At 63.6% G+C, this 17,371-nt stretch carries 14 protein-coding genes; 2 read left to right on the forward strand and 12 right to left on the reverse strand.

Annotated elements, in window-relative coordinates; translation table 11 throughout:
* Nucleotides 1-10 precede the first annotated feature (10 nt).
* Genes ACPWMG_RS07785 through ACPWMG_RS07810 form a run of 6 tightly spaced genes read right to left on the reverse strand, consistent with a single transcriptional unit; the run spans nt 11 to nt 4,357 of the window.
* Complete coding sequence (locus tag ACPWMG_RS07785) at nt 11-1,021, reverse strand: succinylglutamate desuccinylase/aspartoacylase family protein (protein ID WP_483304077.1); 1,011 nt, start codon at nt 1,019-1,021, stop codon at nt 11-13.
* A 10-nt stretch (nt 1,022-1,031) separates the two neighbouring features.
* Nucleotides 1,032-1,808 carry a transporter substrate-binding domain-containing protein gene (locus ACPWMG_RS07790; RefSeq protein WP_483304078.1) on the reverse strand — a complete coding sequence of 259 codons (777 nt, stop codon included), beginning with the start codon at nt 1,806-1,808 and terminating at the stop codon, nt 1,032-1,034.
* A 31-nt stretch (nt 1,809-1,839) separates the two neighbouring features.
* Nucleotides 1,840-2,568 (reverse strand): amino acid ABC transporter ATP-binding protein, encoded by a 729-nt coding sequence (locus ACPWMG_RS07795; protein ID WP_483304079.1) that lies wholly within the window; start codon nt 2,566-2,568, stop codon nt 1,840-1,842.
* The gene (locus ACPWMG_RS07800; RefSeq protein WP_483304080.1) at nt 2,549-3,205 is read right to left on the reverse strand and encodes an amino acid ABC transporter permease; all 657 of its coding nucleotides are present in this window, start codon (nt 3,203-3,205) and stop codon (nt 2,549-2,551) included. The genes ACPWMG_RS07795 and ACPWMG_RS07800 overlap by 20 nt, the downstream gene beginning before the upstream one ends.
* 1 nt (nt 3,206) lies before the next feature.
* Complete coding sequence (locus ACPWMG_RS07805; protein ID WP_483304081.1) at nt 3,207-3,872, reverse strand: amino acid ABC transporter permease; 666 nt, start codon at nt 3,870-3,872, stop codon at nt 3,207-3,209.
* 2 nt (nt 3,873-3,874) lie between these two features.
* Nucleotides 3,875-4,357, reverse strand: a complete 483-nt coding sequence (locus ACPWMG_RS07810; protein ID WP_483304082.1) for a RidA family protein — start codon at nt 4,355-4,357, stop codon at nt 3,875-3,877.
* A gap of 199 nt (nt 4,358-4,556) precedes the next feature.
* Here ACPWMG_RS07810 and ACPWMG_RS07815 point away from each other — a divergent pair, with 199 nt between their 5' ends.
* Entirely contained in the window at nt 4,557-5,327 is a 771-nt protein-coding gene (locus tag ACPWMG_RS07815; RefSeq protein WP_483304083.1) for a FadR/GntR family transcriptional regulator, read from the forward strand.
* 27 nt (nt 5,328-5,354) lie between these two features.
* Here the strand turns inward: ACPWMG_RS07815 and ACPWMG_RS07820 are convergent, their stop codons facing one another.
* Nucleotides 5,355-6,188, reverse strand: a complete 834-nt coding sequence (locus tag ACPWMG_RS07820; protein WP_483304084.1) for a C13 family peptidase — start codon at nt 6,186-6,188, stop codon at nt 5,355-5,357.
* A 247-nt stretch (nt 6,189-6,435) separates the two neighbouring features.
* On the opposite strand from ACPWMG_RS07820, the gene ACPWMG_RS07825 reads away from it, so the two are divergent.
* The gene (locus tag ACPWMG_RS07825; protein ID WP_483304085.1) at nt 6,436-6,810 is read left to right on the forward strand and encodes an energy transducer TonB; all 375 of its coding nucleotides are present in this window, start codon (nt 6,436-6,438) and stop codon (nt 6,808-6,810) included.
* 21 nt (nt 6,811-6,831) lie between these two features.
* On the opposite strand, the gene ACPWMG_RS07830 is transcribed toward ACPWMG_RS07825, so the two are convergent.
* From ACPWMG_RS07830 to ACPWMG_RS07850, 5 genes are all read right to left on the reverse strand, one after another.
* Nucleotides 6,832-7,899, reverse strand: a complete 1,068-nt coding sequence (locus ACPWMG_RS07830) for a LacI family DNA-binding transcriptional regulator (protein ID WP_483304086.1) — start codon at nt 7,897-7,899, stop codon at nt 6,832-6,834.
* Nucleotides 7,900-7,944: 45 nt separating this feature from the next.
* On the reverse strand, nt 7,945-8,508 hold the full coding sequence (locus tag ACPWMG_RS07835; protein WP_483304087.1) for a GNAT family N-acetyltransferase: 564 nt from the start codon (nt 8,506-8,508) through the stop codon (nt 7,945-7,947).
* 127 nt (nt 8,509-8,635) lie between these two features.
* Nucleotides 8,636-14,677, reverse strand: coding sequence for an alpha-2-macroglobulin family protein (locus ACPWMG_RS07840; RefSeq protein WP_483304088.1), 6,042 nt, complete (start codon nt 14,675-14,677; stop codon nt 8,636-8,638).
* Between the two features lie 439 nt (nt 14,678-15,116).
* On the reverse strand, nt 15,117-16,643 hold the full coding sequence (locus ACPWMG_RS07845) for a DegQ family serine endoprotease (protein WP_483304089.1): 1,527 nt from the start codon (nt 16,641-16,643) through the stop codon (nt 15,117-15,119).
* A gap of 167 nt (nt 16,644-16,810) precedes the next feature.
* Nucleotides 16,811-17,326 (reverse strand): hypothetical protein, encoded by a 516-nt coding sequence (locus ACPWMG_RS07850; protein WP_483304090.1) that lies wholly within the window; start codon nt 17,324-17,326, stop codon nt 16,811-16,813.
* Nucleotides 17,327-17,371: the final 45 nt, after the last annotated feature.

Raw genomic sequence — 17,371 nt, forward strand, 5'->3', positions numbered from 1 at the left:
TATCGGTTCTTCAGGTTTCGTCTTCCACCAGCACACACAGGCTGTTGCCTTGCTGTGTGATGCCAAACGTGCGTTGCGAATACACCGTGCCGCCAGCGGCGAAACGCAGTTCGCGTGGCGCCAGTGCGGGTTCGGTCAACAGGTGCAGGTAGCCTGCCACTTCACCAGCCGCCACGGTTTCGCCCAGCGCATGCAAAGGCTCAAAGTAGCCATCGCCTGGCGACAGCAGGTTGCCACCGCGCGGCACGATACGGACGCGTCGGCTCGATGGCGGTGTGGTGGGCAGCACCCCGGGCAAAACGCCCAGCCGTGCCAGCACACGTGCCAGGCATTCGCGCGTGCGCTTCACGCCGTGCGGCGACACGCTGCCGTTTTCGCCCATCTCGGCTGCAATGGCGGCCAGGCCCAGGTGTGCCGCCGCACCGCAACTGGTGCGCGGGTCGCCCATGTTGTCGGTGATGACGGTGAGCTTGGCGCCAAACCAGCGCGCCATGTCTTCTGCACGCTCGCGTACCGCCGGGGCGAGGGTCGGGGTGATCACGACCTGCGCGCTTTCTTCGATGAACAGCGAGCTGCCACCAGCGTGCAAGTCCACATAGGCATCGCACAGCGGGAACACCACGTCGTGGATGAAGGCGGCGATCTGTTCTGTGGGCGTGCCAAAAGGGTTGCCGGGGAACACGCGCGCCAGGTTCTTGCCGTCCAACGGGCTGACGCGTGAGGCCGCGCGCAGCGCTGGTGCGTTGGCCGCCGGCATCAAGATCAACCGGCCTTTCACCTGGGTGGCGTCGAGCGAGCGGATCAACTCGTTGATGACGATCGGGCCTTCGTATTCGTCGCCGTGGATGGCGCCGGTGACCAGCACCGTCGGGCCTTCACCGTGGCTGATCACCGCAATCGGCAATGCCACCGCGCCCCAGGCGTCGCTGTGTCCTGAATACGGCAGCCACGCATGGCCAACCTGCTTGCCGGGCTTGGCCCAGTCGATGTCCGTGAAAACGGTGGATCCGCGCTCGCTCACAACGTACTCCTTACTTGACTTCTTTTTGCTCGTCTTTGAACCACTTCAGGCGCAGTGCGGCCAGGCTGCCGTCACCCGCCTTGGCGTCGATGATTTTGTTCATCTCGGCCAGCAGCGCGGTTTCGCCCGGCTGCACCGCCATGAACGCGGGGCTGATGCGGATCAGCGACTTCATCTCGATGCCCTTGGCGGGGTTTTCATCGGCCAGCTTTTGCGCGATGAAATTGTTCTCGGCAAATAGGGGCGCCTGGCCCGACAGGAAGGCCGAGATCACCGAAGCCGTGTCTTCCAAACGGATCAGCTTGGCGCCTGGGGCCAGCTCGCTCAACGACAGATCGGGCGTGGAACCCTTGGGCACGGCGATGGTCTGGCCGGCAAGGTCGGCCACCTTGGCGACCTTGGGGACACCCTTGCCGCCATACACACCCAGGTACACGGCTGCGTAGGGCTTGGAGAAGGCGACTTGTTTGGCGCGTTCGGGCGAGCTGCCCAACGCGGCGATCACCACGTCGACCTTATTCGACAACAGGTAGGGGATGCGGTTGGCGCCGGTTACTTGCTGCAGCTCCAGCTTCACGCCCATGGCTTTGGCCACGTTCTCGGCCAGTTCAACGTCCAGCCCCGAGGGCTTGCCGGCCGCGTCGGTAAAGCCCCAGGGTGCTGCGTCCACGGTGGTGGCAATGCGCACCACGCCTTTGGATTTGATATCGGCCAGCTTGTCGGCCTGTGCCAGCAACGGGGCGGCACACAGCATGAGGGCGGCGATCAGTGGTTTGGTTTTGAACATGGCAAGAACTCCTGGGGTGGGGTGGGGAAGATCAAACAACGGATTGGACAAACTGCTGAAACTCGGGCGTGCTCGGCTGGCCGAACATCTGTTCGGGCGCGCCGCGTTCCCAGATGCGCCCTTGGTTCATGAACAACACTTCGGAGGCCACACGCCGCGCAAACGCCATCTCGTGGGTCACCACCATCATGGTCATGCCGTCGCGCGCCAGGTCTTCCATCACGTGCAGCACTTCGCCCACCAGTTCGGGGTCGAGTGCAGAAGTGGCTTCGTCGAACAACATCAGTTGTGGCGACATGGCCAGGGCGCGCGCAATCGCCACACGCTGCTGCTGCCCACCCGAGAGTTGTGCGGGCATGGCATCCAGCTTTTGGCCCAGGCCCACGCGGTCCAGCATGCGTTGGGCCAGGTCGCGGGCTTGTTCCTTGGCGATCTTCTTCGTCAGCACCGGGGCCAGCGTGACGTTGGCCGCCGCCGACAAATGCGGAAACAGGTTGAAGCTTTGAAACACCATGCCCACGCGTTGGCGCAGCAGTGGCAGATCGGTGCTGGCGGCCTGCACATCCACACCGTCCACCAAAATGCTGCCGGCGCTGATTTTTTCCAGCCCGTTGACACAGCGCAGCAGGGTGCTTTTGCCCGAGCCGCTGCGGCCGATCAGTGCGACGATGTCGCCCTTGGCCACGTTGGTCGATACCCCACGCAGCACGTGGTTGTCGCCATAGTGTTTTTCAACCGAATCAATGCGCACGAGCGGCATGCATGCGTCCTTCCAGGGAGAGTGCCAGACGGGCCAGCGGATAACAAATGGCGAAGTAGCACAGTGCCACACCGCAGAAAACAGGCAGGTGCGCCAGCGTGGAGCCGGCGACGATTTGCCCGGCGCGGGTGAGTTCCACCATGCCGACCAGCGCCGCCAGAGACGTGTTTTTGATGAGCTGCACCAGGTAGCTCACGGTAGGGGCCAAGGCCACGCGTGCGGCTTGTGGCCAGACCACATGGCGCATCACCTGCCAGCGGCGCAGGCCTACACACGCGCCAGCTTCCCATTGCCCTGGGGCCACAGACTCAATGCTGCCGCGCCAGATGTCGCCAAGAAAAGCACCGGCCGACAGAGAGAACGCAGCGGCAGCCGCAGTAAACGCGTTGATCTCGATGCCGGCCAGCATCGGCACACCGAAGTACAGCAGGAACAACACGCCGAGCAGCGGCGTGCCTTGCACCAGTTCCACATAGATGCGCGCCAGCACACGCAGCCAAGGCAGTCGCGAGGTGCGCGCCACGGCGATCAGCAAGGCGATCACGCTGCCGATGGCCAGCGACGTGAGGGCCAGTGCCACCGTCCAGCGGATGGCACCCAGAATCAGCCAGAGATCGGCAGGGGAAAGGCCACGCATCTCAGGACACCTTTCCAAACAGCCGGCGCTGCACAAAGCCCAGCACCATGCGTAAGGCCTGCACCACCACAAAATACATCGCGCAGATCACCAGATAGACCTCGAAGCTGCGGAAGGTGCGCGAGTCAATAAAGCTGCCCGCGTGGAAGATGTCTTCAACGCCGATCTGCGAGATCAGGCTGGTGCCGATCAGCGTCAACACCATTTGGCTCGACAGTGCCGGAAACACGTTGCGCAGAGCTGGCACAAACAACACGTGCAGCAACACCTGGCGCGGGCGCAAACCCAGCGCGGCGCCGGCTTCGGCAATGCCGCGTGGCACCGATAACAGCCCTGAGCGAAACACCTCCACCATGTAGGCGCCGCAATACAGCGCGAGCGAGATCACGCCGGCCACCGGTGCTTCAAGGCGCAGCCCGAGATTCGGGAGACCAAAGTAAATCAGGAACAACTGCACCAGCGCGGGGGTGTTGCGAAAGAACTCGACATAGGCGCGTGTGACGCCGCGCAACGGCTTGCCGCCATACACCAGTGCGATGGCGCCACCGGCACCAATGGCCATGCCCAAGACGATGCTGGAAGCAGCGTAGGCCAAGGTGTGCAGAAGGCCTTGCACCAACTCGCCGGTGTAGGGGGCGAGTGTTTCGAACTGGAATTGGTAGGCCATGGCTATTCGACTTCCAGGATCGCCTCGACCTCGACGGTCTGGTTGCCGGGAAGCGAGCCCGCGCCAATCGCCGAGCGTGCGCCACGGCCGATGGTCTCGCCGAAAACCTCGACGAACAGATCGGAGCAACCGTTGACCACCTGCGGGTGCTGCGTGAAGCCGGGCGTGGCATTGACGAAGGCCAGTAGCTTGACCACGTGGCGTACCCGGCTCAATTCACCCAAGGCCTCTTTGGCTACGGCCAGCAAATTCAGGCCGGTGACGCGGGCATGGGTGTAGGCGTCTTGCACCGTCACGCTCTCGCCCACCAGGCCCACATGCAAGTGGCCACTGGCCTCCAGCGGCCCCTGGCCAGACAGGTACAGCATGTTGCCGACCCGGCGCCAAGCGACGAAATTGGCCACCGGGGGCGGTGAGGGCGGCAGTGCCAGGCCGAGTGCGGCCAAGCGTTTTTCAGGTGAGGCCAGGTGGGAGTCCAGAGTCATGTAGATCACTTGATGCGCGGCGCCACAAAACAACGGCGACAGCGCAAACTTTCGGCGAAAATCGGGGTTTATGGTTCAAATGGTCAACCAATTGGTTGACCATTTGAACCGCAAGATACAGCCTGTCACGGCTGTGTATTGCAATTATTCTAAGATCTAACTTCGTAAATGGTCAACCATTTCGGCGAATATAAAAACCATGGATAACGCAACTGCCAACCTTTCCCAGGCCGCGAACGTTTCGGTCGCTGACCTCTCGGGCCGCATTGCCGCCCAAGACAAGGCCACGGCCTCGAAGGTCTACCGCGCGATCCTGCAGTCGATCCGCGACGGTGTGCTCAAGGCGGGCGACAAGCTGCCCAATGAGCGCGAACTGTCGACCCAGTTCGCCACCTCGCGCAGTACCGTGCGCCATGCCTTGGCCATGATGAGTGCGCAGGGCCTGCTGGAGCGCAAGGTGGGCAGCGGCACCTTCCTGGCCGAGTCCTTGATTGAGCGCTTGGGTGAATCCGATTTGCCGGTGGCCGCGCACCACCAGAACGTGCCCACGTATGCCGAAATCCTGGAAGGGCGGCTGCTGTTTGAGCCGGCCATGATGGCGTTGTCGGCACAGCGTGCGGATGCAGACGACTTCGCGCTGATGCGCCACCATCTGGGCGTGGTGCGCGATGCCGACCATTGGATCGATTTCAAGGAAGGCATTTACGGCGTGCACCTGGCCATCTTCCGCGCCACGAAAAATCGCTTTCTGATGCAGGTGTTTGATGCGGTGGTGGCCGACCGGCGCGCCGTGCAATACGACGGCCGCGACAGCCTGAACGGCCCTGTGGGCAACATCGTGCGCGAGCAAACGCTGCGCGAGCTGACGGCCATTGTGGACGCGCTGCAGACCCGCGACGCCAAGGGCGCCACACGCCTGGCCGATGACTACTTCACGCGCATTCTGGCGTCTCTAAGCCTGTACGCCTGACGGAGCGTTTGGCATTGCATGTCGCCGTTAGGGCGCGGCATTGACACCAGCAGGTGGCAGTGGCTTGAGCCAGTCACCAATCGGTTGCCTTGACCAAGCCTGGGCCCCGTCGCCGTAGTATTGCTGCGGCATGGACGGCGGTGAAAGCCTCATCTCCGTCTCGCGCTTGGCGACGCCTGCGATGGCGCGTTGCATGGCCTCGTGCAGGTTCAGCGTTGCAAGATCTGGCTGGCCCAAAAGCTCCTTGATGAAATAGGTGCCGTCGCTTCTGCTGTTGCAACCGAAAGAGGCGCGGTCGCGGGCGGCGGCGGTGAGCAGGATGCCTTTGGCGTTTTGCAATGACGGAATGAACGAACCCGAAAAACAAGCCGAAATCACCACCAAATTGGGATGGTCGCGCAGCGGCGTGAGCCACTTTGCCAAGTCGGCTATCTGCAGCATGCCCAGCTGCTCGTTGCCTGCATGCACCGACAACAGATTTGGTGCGCCGTGTGTGCTGAGCACCAGCATCACCTTGTCGTGCGGGCGGGCCAGGGTGCCGAGGGCCTGCAGCACCGCTTCGGCGTTTTCACGCGTGGCGTAGGGCAGGTCGGCTGATTGCCCGAAGGCGGGGTTGGCCAACTTGAACACCACGGCTTGCGGGTCGATGGTTTGCGCTACTTTTTCCGCCAGCAGCACGTCGTTGCGAAATGCGGTGGATCGGTCGTCCAAGGCCATGCCGGCGAACAACAGACGCGGCTCCGGGCTTTGCGCCAACTGGTTTTTGGCCTGCGCCATTTGCCGGGCCAGCAGTGCGTCGCTTTTGGTCTTATTGTCGGTGGCGTAGGGCGAAGTGGCGCAGCCCCAGAGCGATAGGGCCATGAGCCCGGTGACCATCCATTGAACGGCCTTGCGCCTACTACTCATTGGGTGTTGGGTCGATGCCATCCGTGCCGTCATTGCCATGTCAGTACCCCTGTGTCTTCCAGAGTTAAAGTGCCTCGGGACATTGTGGGCGTGGGCCTCGGGGTTTACATTCGACGCGCCGAAACAGTTTGTATTTTGATCTGGTCTGGCGTTTGCAAAGAGGTCAGGACAGACTTTCGCTTCACTTAAAAAGGAGAGGGAGATGGTGCCGATTTCTTCAATATTTGCGCGCGCGCTGGGCGTCGCTGCATTGGTCGTGTTGCAGGCCTGCGCCACCGCGTCGACGCAGGAGTGGCCCGCTACGCAGGTCAACATTGACGACATGCGTTTCTCACAGCCGATACGGCTCTCCGTGAACTACAAAACCAACAAGGGCCTTCCTGTTGGCACCACCGTGATCCGTATGAAGGTGGACGAAAAAGGCGTCACGCAGCGCGTGGTGCTGGTGGAGAGCAGTGGCCGCAGCGAGCTGGACCAGGGCGTCATACAGGCAGCCTTGAGCGCCAGGTTTCAGCCCTATGTGGTGGATGGCCAACCGGTTGCCGTGACCGTGTTGGCGCCCATGCATTTGAAGTAGGGCAGCCCTGGCGACTGTGTTTTAACTGCTCGCCCGCTCGACGATGCTGAACCCCACGTCGATCACGCGCTCGGGCACCGCAAGTCCTTCGACCTGATCCACCAAGCACCGCGCGGCTTCGCGGCCAATGCGGGTGCCGTCGATGCGCACGGTGGTCAGCGCGGGGTGCAGGTCGCGTGAGAAGGCCAAGTCGCCGAAGCCGATGACGGCGATCTTGCCGGGCACGTCGATTCCGGCGGCTTGGGCTTCGGTCAACACGCCCAGCGCTTGAAGGTCAGAGCTGCTGAACACCGCGTCGAGGTTGGGGCGTTCAGCCAGCAGCGCTTGCAAGCCCTGGCGGCCGCTGGCCAGCGTGGTGGGGGCGGGCGCGGTGAACACGGCGGGACGCGGCAACCCAAGCGCCAGCGCGGCGTTGACAAACGCGGTGCTGCGGCGCACGGCGCGGTCGTCGGCACCACCAATGACGCCGATGTTGCGTCGGCCGCGTTGGTACAGGTACTGGCACACGGCGGCGGCCACGGCCTCGTGTGAAAAGCCCACCAGCATGTCGATGGGTGAAGGGCTCAAGTCCCACATCTCCACCACCGGAATGCGCGCGGCCAGCAGGCGTTGGCGCGTTTGCGAAGAGTGCTCTACACCGGTGAGCACAATGCCATCGGGCCGGCGGCCGATGATGGCGCCCAGCAGGTCGTCTTCGCGCGATTTTTCGTAGCCAGTTTGGCCCAGCATGAGCTGGTAGCCACGCGCATCGAGTGCGGCCGTGAGAGCTTGCACGGTTTCGCCGAACACCGGGCTGGTGAGCGTGGGCACCAGCGCGGCCACCAGGCGGCTTTTTTGCGAGCGCAGGCCACCGGCCAACAGGTTGGGCACGTAGCCGGTTTTGCGCACCGCGTCTTGTACCTTGGCCAGCGTGGCGGGCGGCACACCATCGGGTTTGTTGATGGCGCGCGACACCGTCATGGCCGAGACGCCAGCGAGGCGCGCCACGTCCACCACGGTGACGCTGCCGGTGCGGCTGCGCGGTTTGTCTGCGGCGGGTTTGGCGGCTGCAGTCGCGGGGGCTGGGCTGGTGGATTTGCGGGTGGCCATGAAAGAGCGTGTGGGTTGCAGCGAAGGTGCTTGTTGTTCTGAAATTCAGGGCGACGGTGGAGTTGCCGCAGCGGCAGTATCGCCGCGCAGATCACACCACATGTGGACCTTGGCGACAAAGCCGTTGTGTACCGCCACGGCCAGTGGCTCGACGCCAAACGACACAAAGCCGTGGCGTTGGTAAAGCGCTATTGCAGCGGTGTTGCCTTCGGTCACGGTGAGCTGCACCAGGCGCAGGCTGGGGCGTGATCTGGCGTGCGCCAGCACCTCGGCGACCAGCACTTGACCCAAGCCCAGTTTGCGGTAGGCCGGGCCCACGTACATGCCGAACAGCGTGGCCTTGTGCCGCGCTTTGATGCGCGCCGCCACCGACAGGCCCGCTACACCGGCCAATTGCCCATCGACAAAACAGCCGAACACCGTCTCGGCCGTGCCGTCTTGCCCACCGTTTTCCAGCCGCTTTTGCCAGAAGCTCAAGGGCAGCGAGGCGCGCTCTTCGGTGCTAGTGGTGAAGGCCTCGGGGTGCTGCGTGTAGGCCGTGAGCATCAGCGCGCGATAGGCTTCGGCGTGGTCGGGCGTGAGCAGAACGGCGGTGGGTGACGAGGGCATGTGGTGGTTCAACGATTTGCTACTGGTGTGCGGCGATCGGTTGGATTATGAGTCGAACGCTATGGATAGGGTAGCTGTCTCCGCAGATTTGGTGCGCGTTGGAGACAGTTTTTATCTAGGGCTTACCTTAGGGCGTTTGCACGATGACCTTGGCATTCGGCGCCTCGCCAAACATCTCCGGCGCGTACATGGCTTCCACCCGCGTAGGCGGCAAGGCAAAGCTGCCGGCGTTGTTCAGGCGCACGGTGTAGCTCAGCTTGGCGACGCCGCGCGGCAGGTATTCGTAATACGCGCGGTAGGCCTCGAAGCTGCGTTCTTCAAACGCCAGCCAACCGGCGCCACTCGCGGGCTTTTGGCCTTGGGTGGCGATCTGGCTGTCGCGGCCCAAACCGCTGCCCAGGAGCGTGGCGCCGCCGGGCACGGGGTCGCCCACCACCACCCAGGTCATGTCGGTGCTGGCGTTGATTTCAAGCTCCACACGCAACACGTCGCCACGGCTGTACTGGCCGGCCGGCAGGTTCTTGTTGGCCTGCTCCACAGGGGTGATGGTTTTCTTGATTTGGTAGCCCGCAAAGAACGGCGCGGTGCGCGGCACGGCGGCGATGGACTGCAGCGTGAGCCACGGCTTGCCGGTGCCTTGGTGCTGCACCGTCAGTGGGGCGTTGGCGGTACCGGCCTTGGCTTCCTCCGCGCTAGGCCATGGCAAGAACATGCTGTTGTTGCGCAGATTGCCGGGCGTGGCGGGCGCGCCAAACAGCGTGGTTTGGTGGGCGGCGCCGGTTGCATCAGCCGTGGTGATGCGTTGCACCTTGGCCCAGTCGACACTCGCGTTGCGCGCACCCAGGGTTGCGGTGGTGCTGCCGGTTACGGGTGTGGCTTCAAACACCTTGGAGAACTTCTCCAGTGCCAAACCACCCCACAGGTTGGCGGTGGTGGTGGGCCAGGCGCCGTTTTGCTGGCGGGCCAGGAAGCCGTTGGCCAGGCGGCCCATGTCTTCTTTCCAGGCCGGGTCGTCCAGCGTGGCCAGAATCAGGCGTGCGGTGTTGACGTCGCCACTGCTCATCAGCCACCACAGGTAGTCGTCGCGTTCGGTGCTGAAGACCAGCTTGGTGCCTTGGTACGACAGGCGCGCCTTGATGATTTGCGTGGCCTCGGCCTGGCGTTGCGCGCGTTGCGGAATGTCGGTCACGCGGCGCAGCAGGTTGTACCAGTCGAGCACGGCGCTGGTGGGCCACTGGTTGGGTGCGATGGTGATGCTGCCCAACATGCGCCCCTCGGCCTTGCCGTAGCGCGACAAGGCTTCCAAGGCGGCGAGTTTGCGCAGGTCGAGGTCTTTGCGCGGGCTCCAGAAGTCGCGCTGGATGCGGCCTTCAACAAACGCTAACAGGCCACGTTCCATGGCGGCACGGGCTTCATCGGGCAGGGCCAGCGTGGGGTCAAGGCCCGCCGCTTCGTGCGCGGCGGCCAGCAGGTAGGCGGTGAGGGTGTCGCTGCCCCGGTTGGCTTCGCCGTCGCGTGGCGGGAAGTAATTGGCCAGGCCATCGCTATCCAGATACGACGGCAGTTGCGCCAGCAGCGCGCGCCAGCGGGTGGCGTCGCGCAGGCCAATGGCCTTGCTGGCGCTTTGCTCCAGGCAACTGTAGGGGTAGTTGGCAAACCAGTCGCGCACGCCGGGCAGACCTTCGGCCAGCTTGGGTTGCAAAGACATCTTCAAGCCACCACGGCCTGGCAGGGCTTCGGGCGGTGGCGCCACGGGCAGGCTGAACGGCCCATCCAACTGCACCAGCGTGGCCTGCTGCACCGCCAGCGGCACGGCGGGCACGATGCGTTGGCTGGCCTTGAGTGCATCGCGTGCGGTGCCCAAGGTGTCGCGCGCTTCAATCTCCCACAGCAGGGCTTCAGTGCGGATCTGACCCAGCGGCGCGGGCGCGGTGACGTTCCAGGCCAACTCGCGGCTTTCACCAGCGGGAATGTCCACCGTTTGCGCGTTGAGTGTGAGGCCGGTGGCGCGCGGCGTCACTTCCACCTTCATGGCTTTTTCGGTGGTGTTGCGCAGCGTGAGCTGGGCACGGAACTGGTCGTCCTCGCGCACCAACGGTGGCAGGCCGCTGATGATCTGCAGGTCTTGCCGCGTTTGGATGGTGGCCTGGCCCGTGCCAAACAAGCTGGTGCCAAAGTCGGCCACGGCGACGATCTTGAACGCGGTGAGCGCATCGTTCAGCGGCACGGTGACTTGGGCCTGGCCTTTGGCGTCGAGCTTGAGCGCGGGGTTCCACAGCAGCAGGGTGTCGAGCAGCTCACGCGTGGGGCTGCGGCCACCGCCGCCGCCCGCGGGCACGGCTTTGCGACCGTAGTGTCGGCGGCCGACAATTTCCATTTGCGCGGTCGCCGTTTCCACGCCCCAGGCGCGGCGCTGCAGCATGGCGTCGAGCAGGTTCCAACTGGTGTTGGGCATCAGCTCCAGCAGGGCCTGGTCTACAGCGGCCAACGCCACTTCGGCGTTGGCGGCGGGTTGGCCGTCGGGCTTGTTGACCTGGATGGTCACGCGCGCCTGGCCGCGTACCGGGTAGGTGGGCTGGTCGGTGGTGACCTTCACGTCCAACTGGTGCGCCTTGGTGCCGATGCGCAACTCGGCCATGCCGAGGCGGAACGCGGGTTTGCTCAAATCGACCAAGGTGGTGGGCGCCACGTATTCGCGGCCCTCGATCCAAAACGCGTTCCACCATTCACGCGGCGCCTTGAAGCCCCAGGTGAAGAAGCTGTACCACGGCACTTCGCGCAGGCGGCCGCGCAGGGCCAACACACTCACGTAGACGTTAGGCCCCCAGGTGTCTTTGATCTTGAGGTTGACGGTGGGGTCTTGGCCGTTGAGCTGCACCACCTGGGTTTCCAGAATGCCTTCGCGCTCGACGGCCACCAGGGCGGTGGCAAAGCGGAATGGCATGCGCACCTGGATGCGTGCGGTGTCGCCCGGCTGGTAGTTCTTCTGCTCGGGTAGCAGCGTCATGCGGTCGTGGTTTTCACTGCCAAACCAAAGCTCGCCTTGGCGCGTGATGTAGACCGAGCCCGCAGCCTGGCTGGTCAGCCCCTGGGCGTCTTTGGCGGTGACGATCAACTCCACCTCGCCGGTGCTGCTGATGGCGGCGTTGCACTGCAGCAGGCCGTGGGCATCGCTGGTGCCGCTGCACACACTGCCCAGGTCTTTGACTTCGGTTTGGTTGTCGTAGGCGTAGAAGCCGCCCACCATGCGTTTGCGGCTGCTGTTGACGATGCGCGCCTGCGCTTGCACGCTGATGGCGACACCGGCTTTGGGCTTGCCCGCAAGATCGAGCGCCAAGGCCTGGAAGGCGACCTTCTGGTCGCCCTTGCCAGACAGGCTGACCCAGCCTTCGGTCTTGATGCCGGCGATGACGGCAGCCGGCCACAAAGTAGTAGTGTGGCGCAGGGTTTGCACTTCGCCGTTCGGGTCGGCAAAGTTGGCTTCTAGCTGCAGCTCTTGTGGCTGCGGGTTGTTGCGAACGTCGTCGGGCAGGGGGGCGATGCGCACTTGGCCGGCGCCTTGCCGGTCGAGCGTCACGGCCAGCTTGTTGGCGATGACGCGCGGGCCGCTGCTGTTTTCAGATTCGTTGTCTTCGTCGCTGGACTCGCGTACGGCTTGATTGGATTTGCGGCGCGGGGCGGCGAAGCTGAAATCATCGAAATCGGCAAACTGCAGGTCTTTGTTGCGCACCAGGGCCGACACCCGCACCGGCAGGTTGGCCGCAGCGCCGCCTGAAACGTAGTTGATCTGCACTTGCACCGGCACCTCGGCCGGGTGTACCAGGGCTTCCTTCTGCTGCGGGTTCAAGCGGCCTTCGAGCACCGGCAGGCGGAACTCTTCCACCCGGAAGTTGCTGGTGCTGTAGATGCCCTTGGGGCCTTGCAACATCACCTCGTATTGGCCTAGCTTGGCCGCCACGGGCACGGCAAAACTGTTGACCGCGCTCAAGCCGCCGGTGGCCGTTTTGCGCCATTGCAGCGGCTGGGTGAATTGCTGGCCGCTGCCCACGTGGGTGATGACCAGTTGGTTGGGCCAGCGGTCTTCGGTGGGCAATCCAAATCCGGTGCCGGTCTCGTTGCGCAGCAGGTGTTTCATCTGCACGGTTTCACCCGCGCGCAACAGCGGCCGGTCGAGGATGGTGTGGGCACGTTCGTCGGGCACGGCTTCGCGGCTGGTGGGCACGTTGAAGCGCCAGGGTTCTACGCCACGGTTCCAGTCGCTCCACACAAAGGCCATGTCGTCCACACCCTTGGCATCGCGTGCGCGGGCGCTGACGAAGTAGGCGAGCGTTTGGTAGTCGTAATCGTCGCTGGAGGTGTTGGCCAGCGGTTTGCATTTGGGCGGCTCGGGCGACAAGTCTTTGAACTCGGCCAGGCCTTGTGCATTGGTTTGCGCGGTAGCCAGCACTTGGCCGTCGCAGCTCGACACCTGCACTTTGGCACCGGCCACGGCGACGCCTTTGTCCAGGCTCGTCACCCAGGCCATGGCGTTGGTGCGGCCGAGCTTGAAGTGCACGCCCAGGTTGGTCACCAGCGTAGAGGTGCGCACCACCATCTTGCGTTGCGGGCCATAGCCTTCTTCGAGTAGGGCTTCGCCTAGGCGTTGCGACTGGATCTCCAGCACGTGGAAGCCAGCGCTAAGAGGAATGCCCACCACTTCAAACGGGCGCAGGTCTTGCGAACTTGGCGTGGGCAGGTTCAGCACCTTCACGCCGGGTTGGCCGTCGAGCAGCGAGACCATGCGCGTTTGCACCCAGTTCTTGCTGCGGTCGTCGATCGGTTTGGGCAGCGGGGCTTTGCTGTCCGCGGCGGCTTGTTTGCGCGAAATCTCGCTGGTGTTGTAGCGCTGCACGCGGCGGTACCAGGCGATGATGTCGGCGTCAGTCTGCGGGCGCAGGTCGGCGACCTGGCCGACTTGACCCGCCGACGTGCGCTGCTGCACCTTGAGGTCGGCTTCGACGTTGCGTAGCGTGACGGGCAGCATGGCCGGGTCGGGCGCCTGGGCCAAAAGCTCGACCACGCCAAACGGCGCGGCGGCAAACTTGGCCAGCGGTGGCATTGGGCCGGTGCCCACTTTCAGCGGAAAGCTGTCGGCGTTTTCCAGCGCGCGGCCATCCACGTCTTTCAAGCCGCTGGGCAGCACCAGGCTGTAAGCCGTTTGCTCGGTGAAGGGCGCCTTGAAGATGACGCGGTCTATCTGCTCTTGCGGCGGGCTGCCTTCTTCGTCTTCAATGGTGGCGGCCACGTCGCCCTTGTTTGACGTGAGTTTGATCTTGCTGGCCTGGGCGCGTGTGATGGGTGCGCTCAATTGCAGGCGCATGGGGCGGATGGGCAAACAGGCGGCTTGGGCGTTTTCGCGTTCGCAACTGAAGCTGGCAGTGAACGCATCGCGTACCGTGAAGCCAAACTTCTGCCCGACCTTGTTGACCACGCCGGAAGGGGTGGCCAGGCCACCACCCACCAAGAGCTCCATCTCGGCCCCAGCCGTCAAGCGGCGGGTGCAGGCCAGCACGGCGTAGCGCAGCGGCTCGGCGGCAGCGGCCTTGTCCAGCCCCTGGGCTTTGAGCAGGGTGTTGCGTTCGGCGTCATCCACCGCACGCACGGGAATGCGTTCACCCACGCCGTCGAGTTTGCACGCGGTGTTGGCCAGCACGCTTTCTCGCGTGGCGGCGCCGTTGAATTGCAGAATGAAATATTGCTGCTCGTCGATGCGGTTGTAGGTGCCCGGGCGAATGCGTTGCACAAACGGGCCGCCACTATTGAATGCATAGCTGCTGGCGCTTTTGAGGGCTGCGCCAGCGGGCGATTTGAGGCTGGTATTCGGTTGTACCGTGCAGCGCACACCGGGCGGCAGGTCGGCCTTGAAGTCGAACAGCCATTCACGCGAACTGCTCCAGCGGCCCGTGCCTTCGCCGGCGGCCGCGTCGCTGCAACGCAGGGTGGCGGGGGCGGGCGCACCCGGGTCGCCAAACTTCACGGCGTCTTCGTCGAACTTCACCACCACCTGCCGAATGCGCGCGACCTCGCCTTGCGGGGAGACGCTGGTGATCTGCAGCGCTTGGGCGCTGGTGGCCGTGAGGGCCAGCGCGGCAAGGCTGAGGTGAACACCCATTCGATGGATTGGCAGCATGCGGGTCGTCTCCGAAAAACGAAAACCGCAAGGGTAGCCTATGGCTGGCGCGTTGAGACCGCGCTCAAGGCCTTTTCAGTGGGCGCCGTTGTAAGCGCGGGTCAGTGTCGGATGTTTCTGATGGGCAGCAGCAGTTTGAGTTGGTAGACAGCTTGTGCCGGGGTGCACTGCAATTGCTGCTGTATGAGACGCTGTTCAAGGCAAAGTCGAGGGGCGCGGGGCGGGACGGTGTGGCTCGGCTGACGTCGTGGCATCCAATGCTCCTATCAAGAGTTTGATTGCAGTTGAAAAGCGGGCTAACTAACTGACTGACTTCGCGCAATCAGTTTAGGGTGATTGCAAAAGCTGTGCCCATTTTCATCACCTGACGTCGCAGGAATGTGACAACGGCCCGCAGGCCGTTGTCACATGTCAAACGCGAAGCGGAAACCCGAAGTGTTTAACCGAGCTTCACCGGCACAAAGATCTTGTCGCCGTCGCGCTGGATCAGCAGCGCCACCGACTTGTCGGACTTGGCCACGGCGGCGCGCACTTGTTCAATCGACTTGACCGGCGTGCCGTTCACCGCCAGCAGCACGTCGCCTTGTTCCACGCCTGCACTGGCCGCAGCACCGGCCACGTCTTCGATCAACAAGCCGCCGGGCGCACCCACTTGGCGCAACTCATCAGGTTGCAGGGGGCGCAAGGCCAGGCCAATGCGGCCTTGCGAGGCGTCCGGGCCATTGGCGGCCACTTGCGTGCTCTTGTCGTTGGCGCTGCCCAGTTGCGCTTGCAACTGTTGCTCGCTGCCCTTGCGCCACACGTCCAGCGAGATCTTTTCGCCAGGCGTGGCCAAGCTGATGGCCTGCGGCAAGTCGCCGGACGAGATCACCGGTTGGCCGTTCACCTTGCGGATCACGTCGCCGGGTTGCAGGCCGGCTTTGTCGGCCGGGCCGCCCTTGTCGACGGACGCCACCAGCGCACCCTCGGGGCGGTCAAGCTTGAACGAGTCGGCCAGCGCCTGGTTCACGTCTTGCACCGCCACGCCAAGGCGTGCGTGTTCCACTTTGCCGTGCGCCACGATCTGGTCTTTGATGCGGGTGGCCAGGTCGATCGGAATGGCAAACGACACACCTTGGTAGCCACCGGTGCGGCTGTAGATTTGCGAGTTGATGCCGATCACTTCGCCGCGCCCGTTGAACAGCGGGCCACCGGAGTTGCCAGGGTTCACCGCCACGTCGGTCTGGATGAAGGGTACGGCGCTGTCGTCAGGCAGCGAGCGGCCCTTGGCGCTGACCACACCGGCGGTTACGGTGTTTTCAAAGCCGAACGGCGAACCGATGGCCAGCACCCATTCGCCGGGGCGCAAGATGCTGGGGTTGCCAATGTTCACCACGGGCAGGTTCTTCGCGTCGATCTTCAACACGGCGATGTCGGTCTTGGGGTCGGAGCCCAGCACCTTGGCGGCAAACTCGCGTCGGTCGGTGAGCTTCACGGTCACTTCCTTGGCGTCTTTCACCACGTGGGCGTTGGTCAGGATGATGCCGTTGGCGTTGACGATGAAGCCCGAGCCTTGGCCGCGCACCGGTGTTTCGCGCTGCTGGCCGCCACGTCCGGGTTGGCCGGGTTGTTGGCCCTGGAAGCGGCGGAAGAATTCAAAGAAGGGGTCGTTGCCAAACGGGTCTTCGCGTTGGCCGCGTTGTGCCATTTGGCCTTGTTCTTCGTCAGTGACCTTGTGCGTGCCGGTCACGCTGATGTTGACCACGGCGGGGCCGTATTGCGCGGTGATCTGCGAAAAATCTGGCGGGGCGATGGAGCCGATGGGGGCGGCGTTGGCATTGGCTGCAGCAGGCCCAGCCGTGGCGGCCACGGCCGCATGGGCCGCGCCCGGCACCGCTTCGATGGCGGCCACGCTGGCGCCGCCAATCACACCTGCAGCCACCAGGGCGAGAACCATCTTGGTGTTCTTGAGGGATACCGAGTTCATGCTTGCTACTCCTTGGGTTGAGCGGGTTTGGAATGGCTCCACTATGCAAGGGCTGGCTTAGACGATTCTTAAACTTCGGTTGGTCTACAGAGGCGAAATCGAGACGAAAAAAAACCGGGTCAGTGTGCTGCTGAACCCGGCTTAACGAGGAGTCTGGAACGCTGGCTTTAGTGTCTGAACTCTTTCAAATCAAGTCGCACTTCAAACACCGTGCGGTTGCCTTGCGCGGTGGCCACGATGATGGCGTCGCACACCGACACTTCACCCACGCGGCCTTCAAAAGCCAGGCGACGCTGGAAGCGGCTGGCATCACCCGCGCTCAATTGCGCAACACGTTCGCCGTGGATCCACACTTCAACCGGGTGGTACACGTGGCGCTGTTTTTGCCCGGGGCCGGCATGCAATTCGGCTTGGCACAACAGGGCGCCGGTAGGGCTGGGCTTTGCAGGCAGTTGCTCGACGGCACGGCGCAGGGCGCTTTGGTGGGCATCGGCGTTCACCACCGCAAAATCAAACTTGCCCAGCGAAGGCCAAGTGAAATAGCGGTTGTTGTGCATGAGGTTGTCGCCCTGTTCGTGGGCCGGAACCGCTTGGTAGTGTTGGTGGTCATGGTGTGACCGGTAAGCGCGCCACAGCATGAAAGCGGCGCCTGAAACGACGAGCGTTGTGAATAATTCGCGCATTTGTTTTCCCCTGATGGGGTGTTTGTAACGGTTTGTGCTGATTGC

It is taken from the genome of Hydrophilobacter chitinilyticus (genome assembly GCF_049860745.1).
Lineage (GTDB): Bacteria > Pseudomonadota > Gammaproteobacteria > Burkholderiales > Burkholderiaceae_C > Rhodoferax_B.

Excerpts from the sequence above, each read along its gene's own strand:
- ACPWMG_RS07790 (WP_483304078.1), bottom strand. The coding sequence starts at position 1,808 with ATGTTCAAAACCAAACCACTGATCGCCGCCCTCATGCTGTGTGCCGCC.
- ACPWMG_RS07795 (WP_483304079.1), bottom strand. The coding sequence starts at position 2,568 with ATGCCGCTCGTGCGCATTGATTCGGTTGAAAAACACTATGGCGACAAC.
- ACPWMG_RS07800 (WP_483304080.1), bottom strand. The coding sequence starts at position 3,205 with ATGCGTGGCCTTTCCCCTGCCGATCTCTGGCTGATTCTGGGTGCCATC.
- ACPWMG_RS07805 (WP_483304081.1), bottom strand. The coding sequence starts at position 3,872 with ATGGCCTACCAATTCCAGTTCGAAACACTCGCCCCCTACACCGGCGAG.
- ACPWMG_RS07810 (WP_483304082.1), bottom strand. The coding sequence starts at position 4,357 with ATGACTCTGGACTCCCACCTGGCCTCACCTGAAAAACGCTTGGCCGCA.
- ACPWMG_RS07815 (WP_483304083.1), top strand. The coding sequence starts at position 4,557 with ATGGATAACGCAACTGCCAACCTTTCCCAGGCCGCGAACGTTTCGGTC.
- ACPWMG_RS07820 (WP_483304084.1), bottom strand. The coding sequence starts at position 6,188 with ATGGCCCTATCGCTCTGGGGCTGCGCCACTTCGCCCTACGCCACCGAC.
- ACPWMG_RS07825 (WP_483304085.1), top strand. The coding sequence starts at position 6,436 with ATGGTGCCGATTTCTTCAATATTTGCGCGCGCGCTGGGCGTCGCTGCA.
- ACPWMG_RS07830 (WP_483304086.1), bottom strand. The coding sequence starts at position 7,899 with ATGGCCACCCGCAAATCCACCAGCCCAGCCCCCGCGACTGCAGCCGCC.
- ACPWMG_RS07835 (WP_483304087.1), bottom strand. The coding sequence starts at position 8,508 with ATGCCCTCGTCACCCACCGCCGTTCTGCTCACGCCCGACCACGCCGAA.
- ACPWMG_RS07840 (WP_483304088.1), bottom strand. The coding sequence starts at position 14,677 with ATGCTGCCAATCCATCGAATGGGTGTTCACCTCAGCCTTGCCGCGCTG.
- ACPWMG_RS07845 (WP_483304089.1), bottom strand. The coding sequence starts at position 16,643 with ATGAACTCGGTATCCCTCAAGAACACCAAGATGGTTCTCGCCCTGGTG.
- ACPWMG_RS07850 (WP_483304090.1), bottom strand. The coding sequence starts at position 17,326 with ATGCGCGAATTATTCACAACGCTCGTCGTTTCAGGCGCCGCTTTCATG.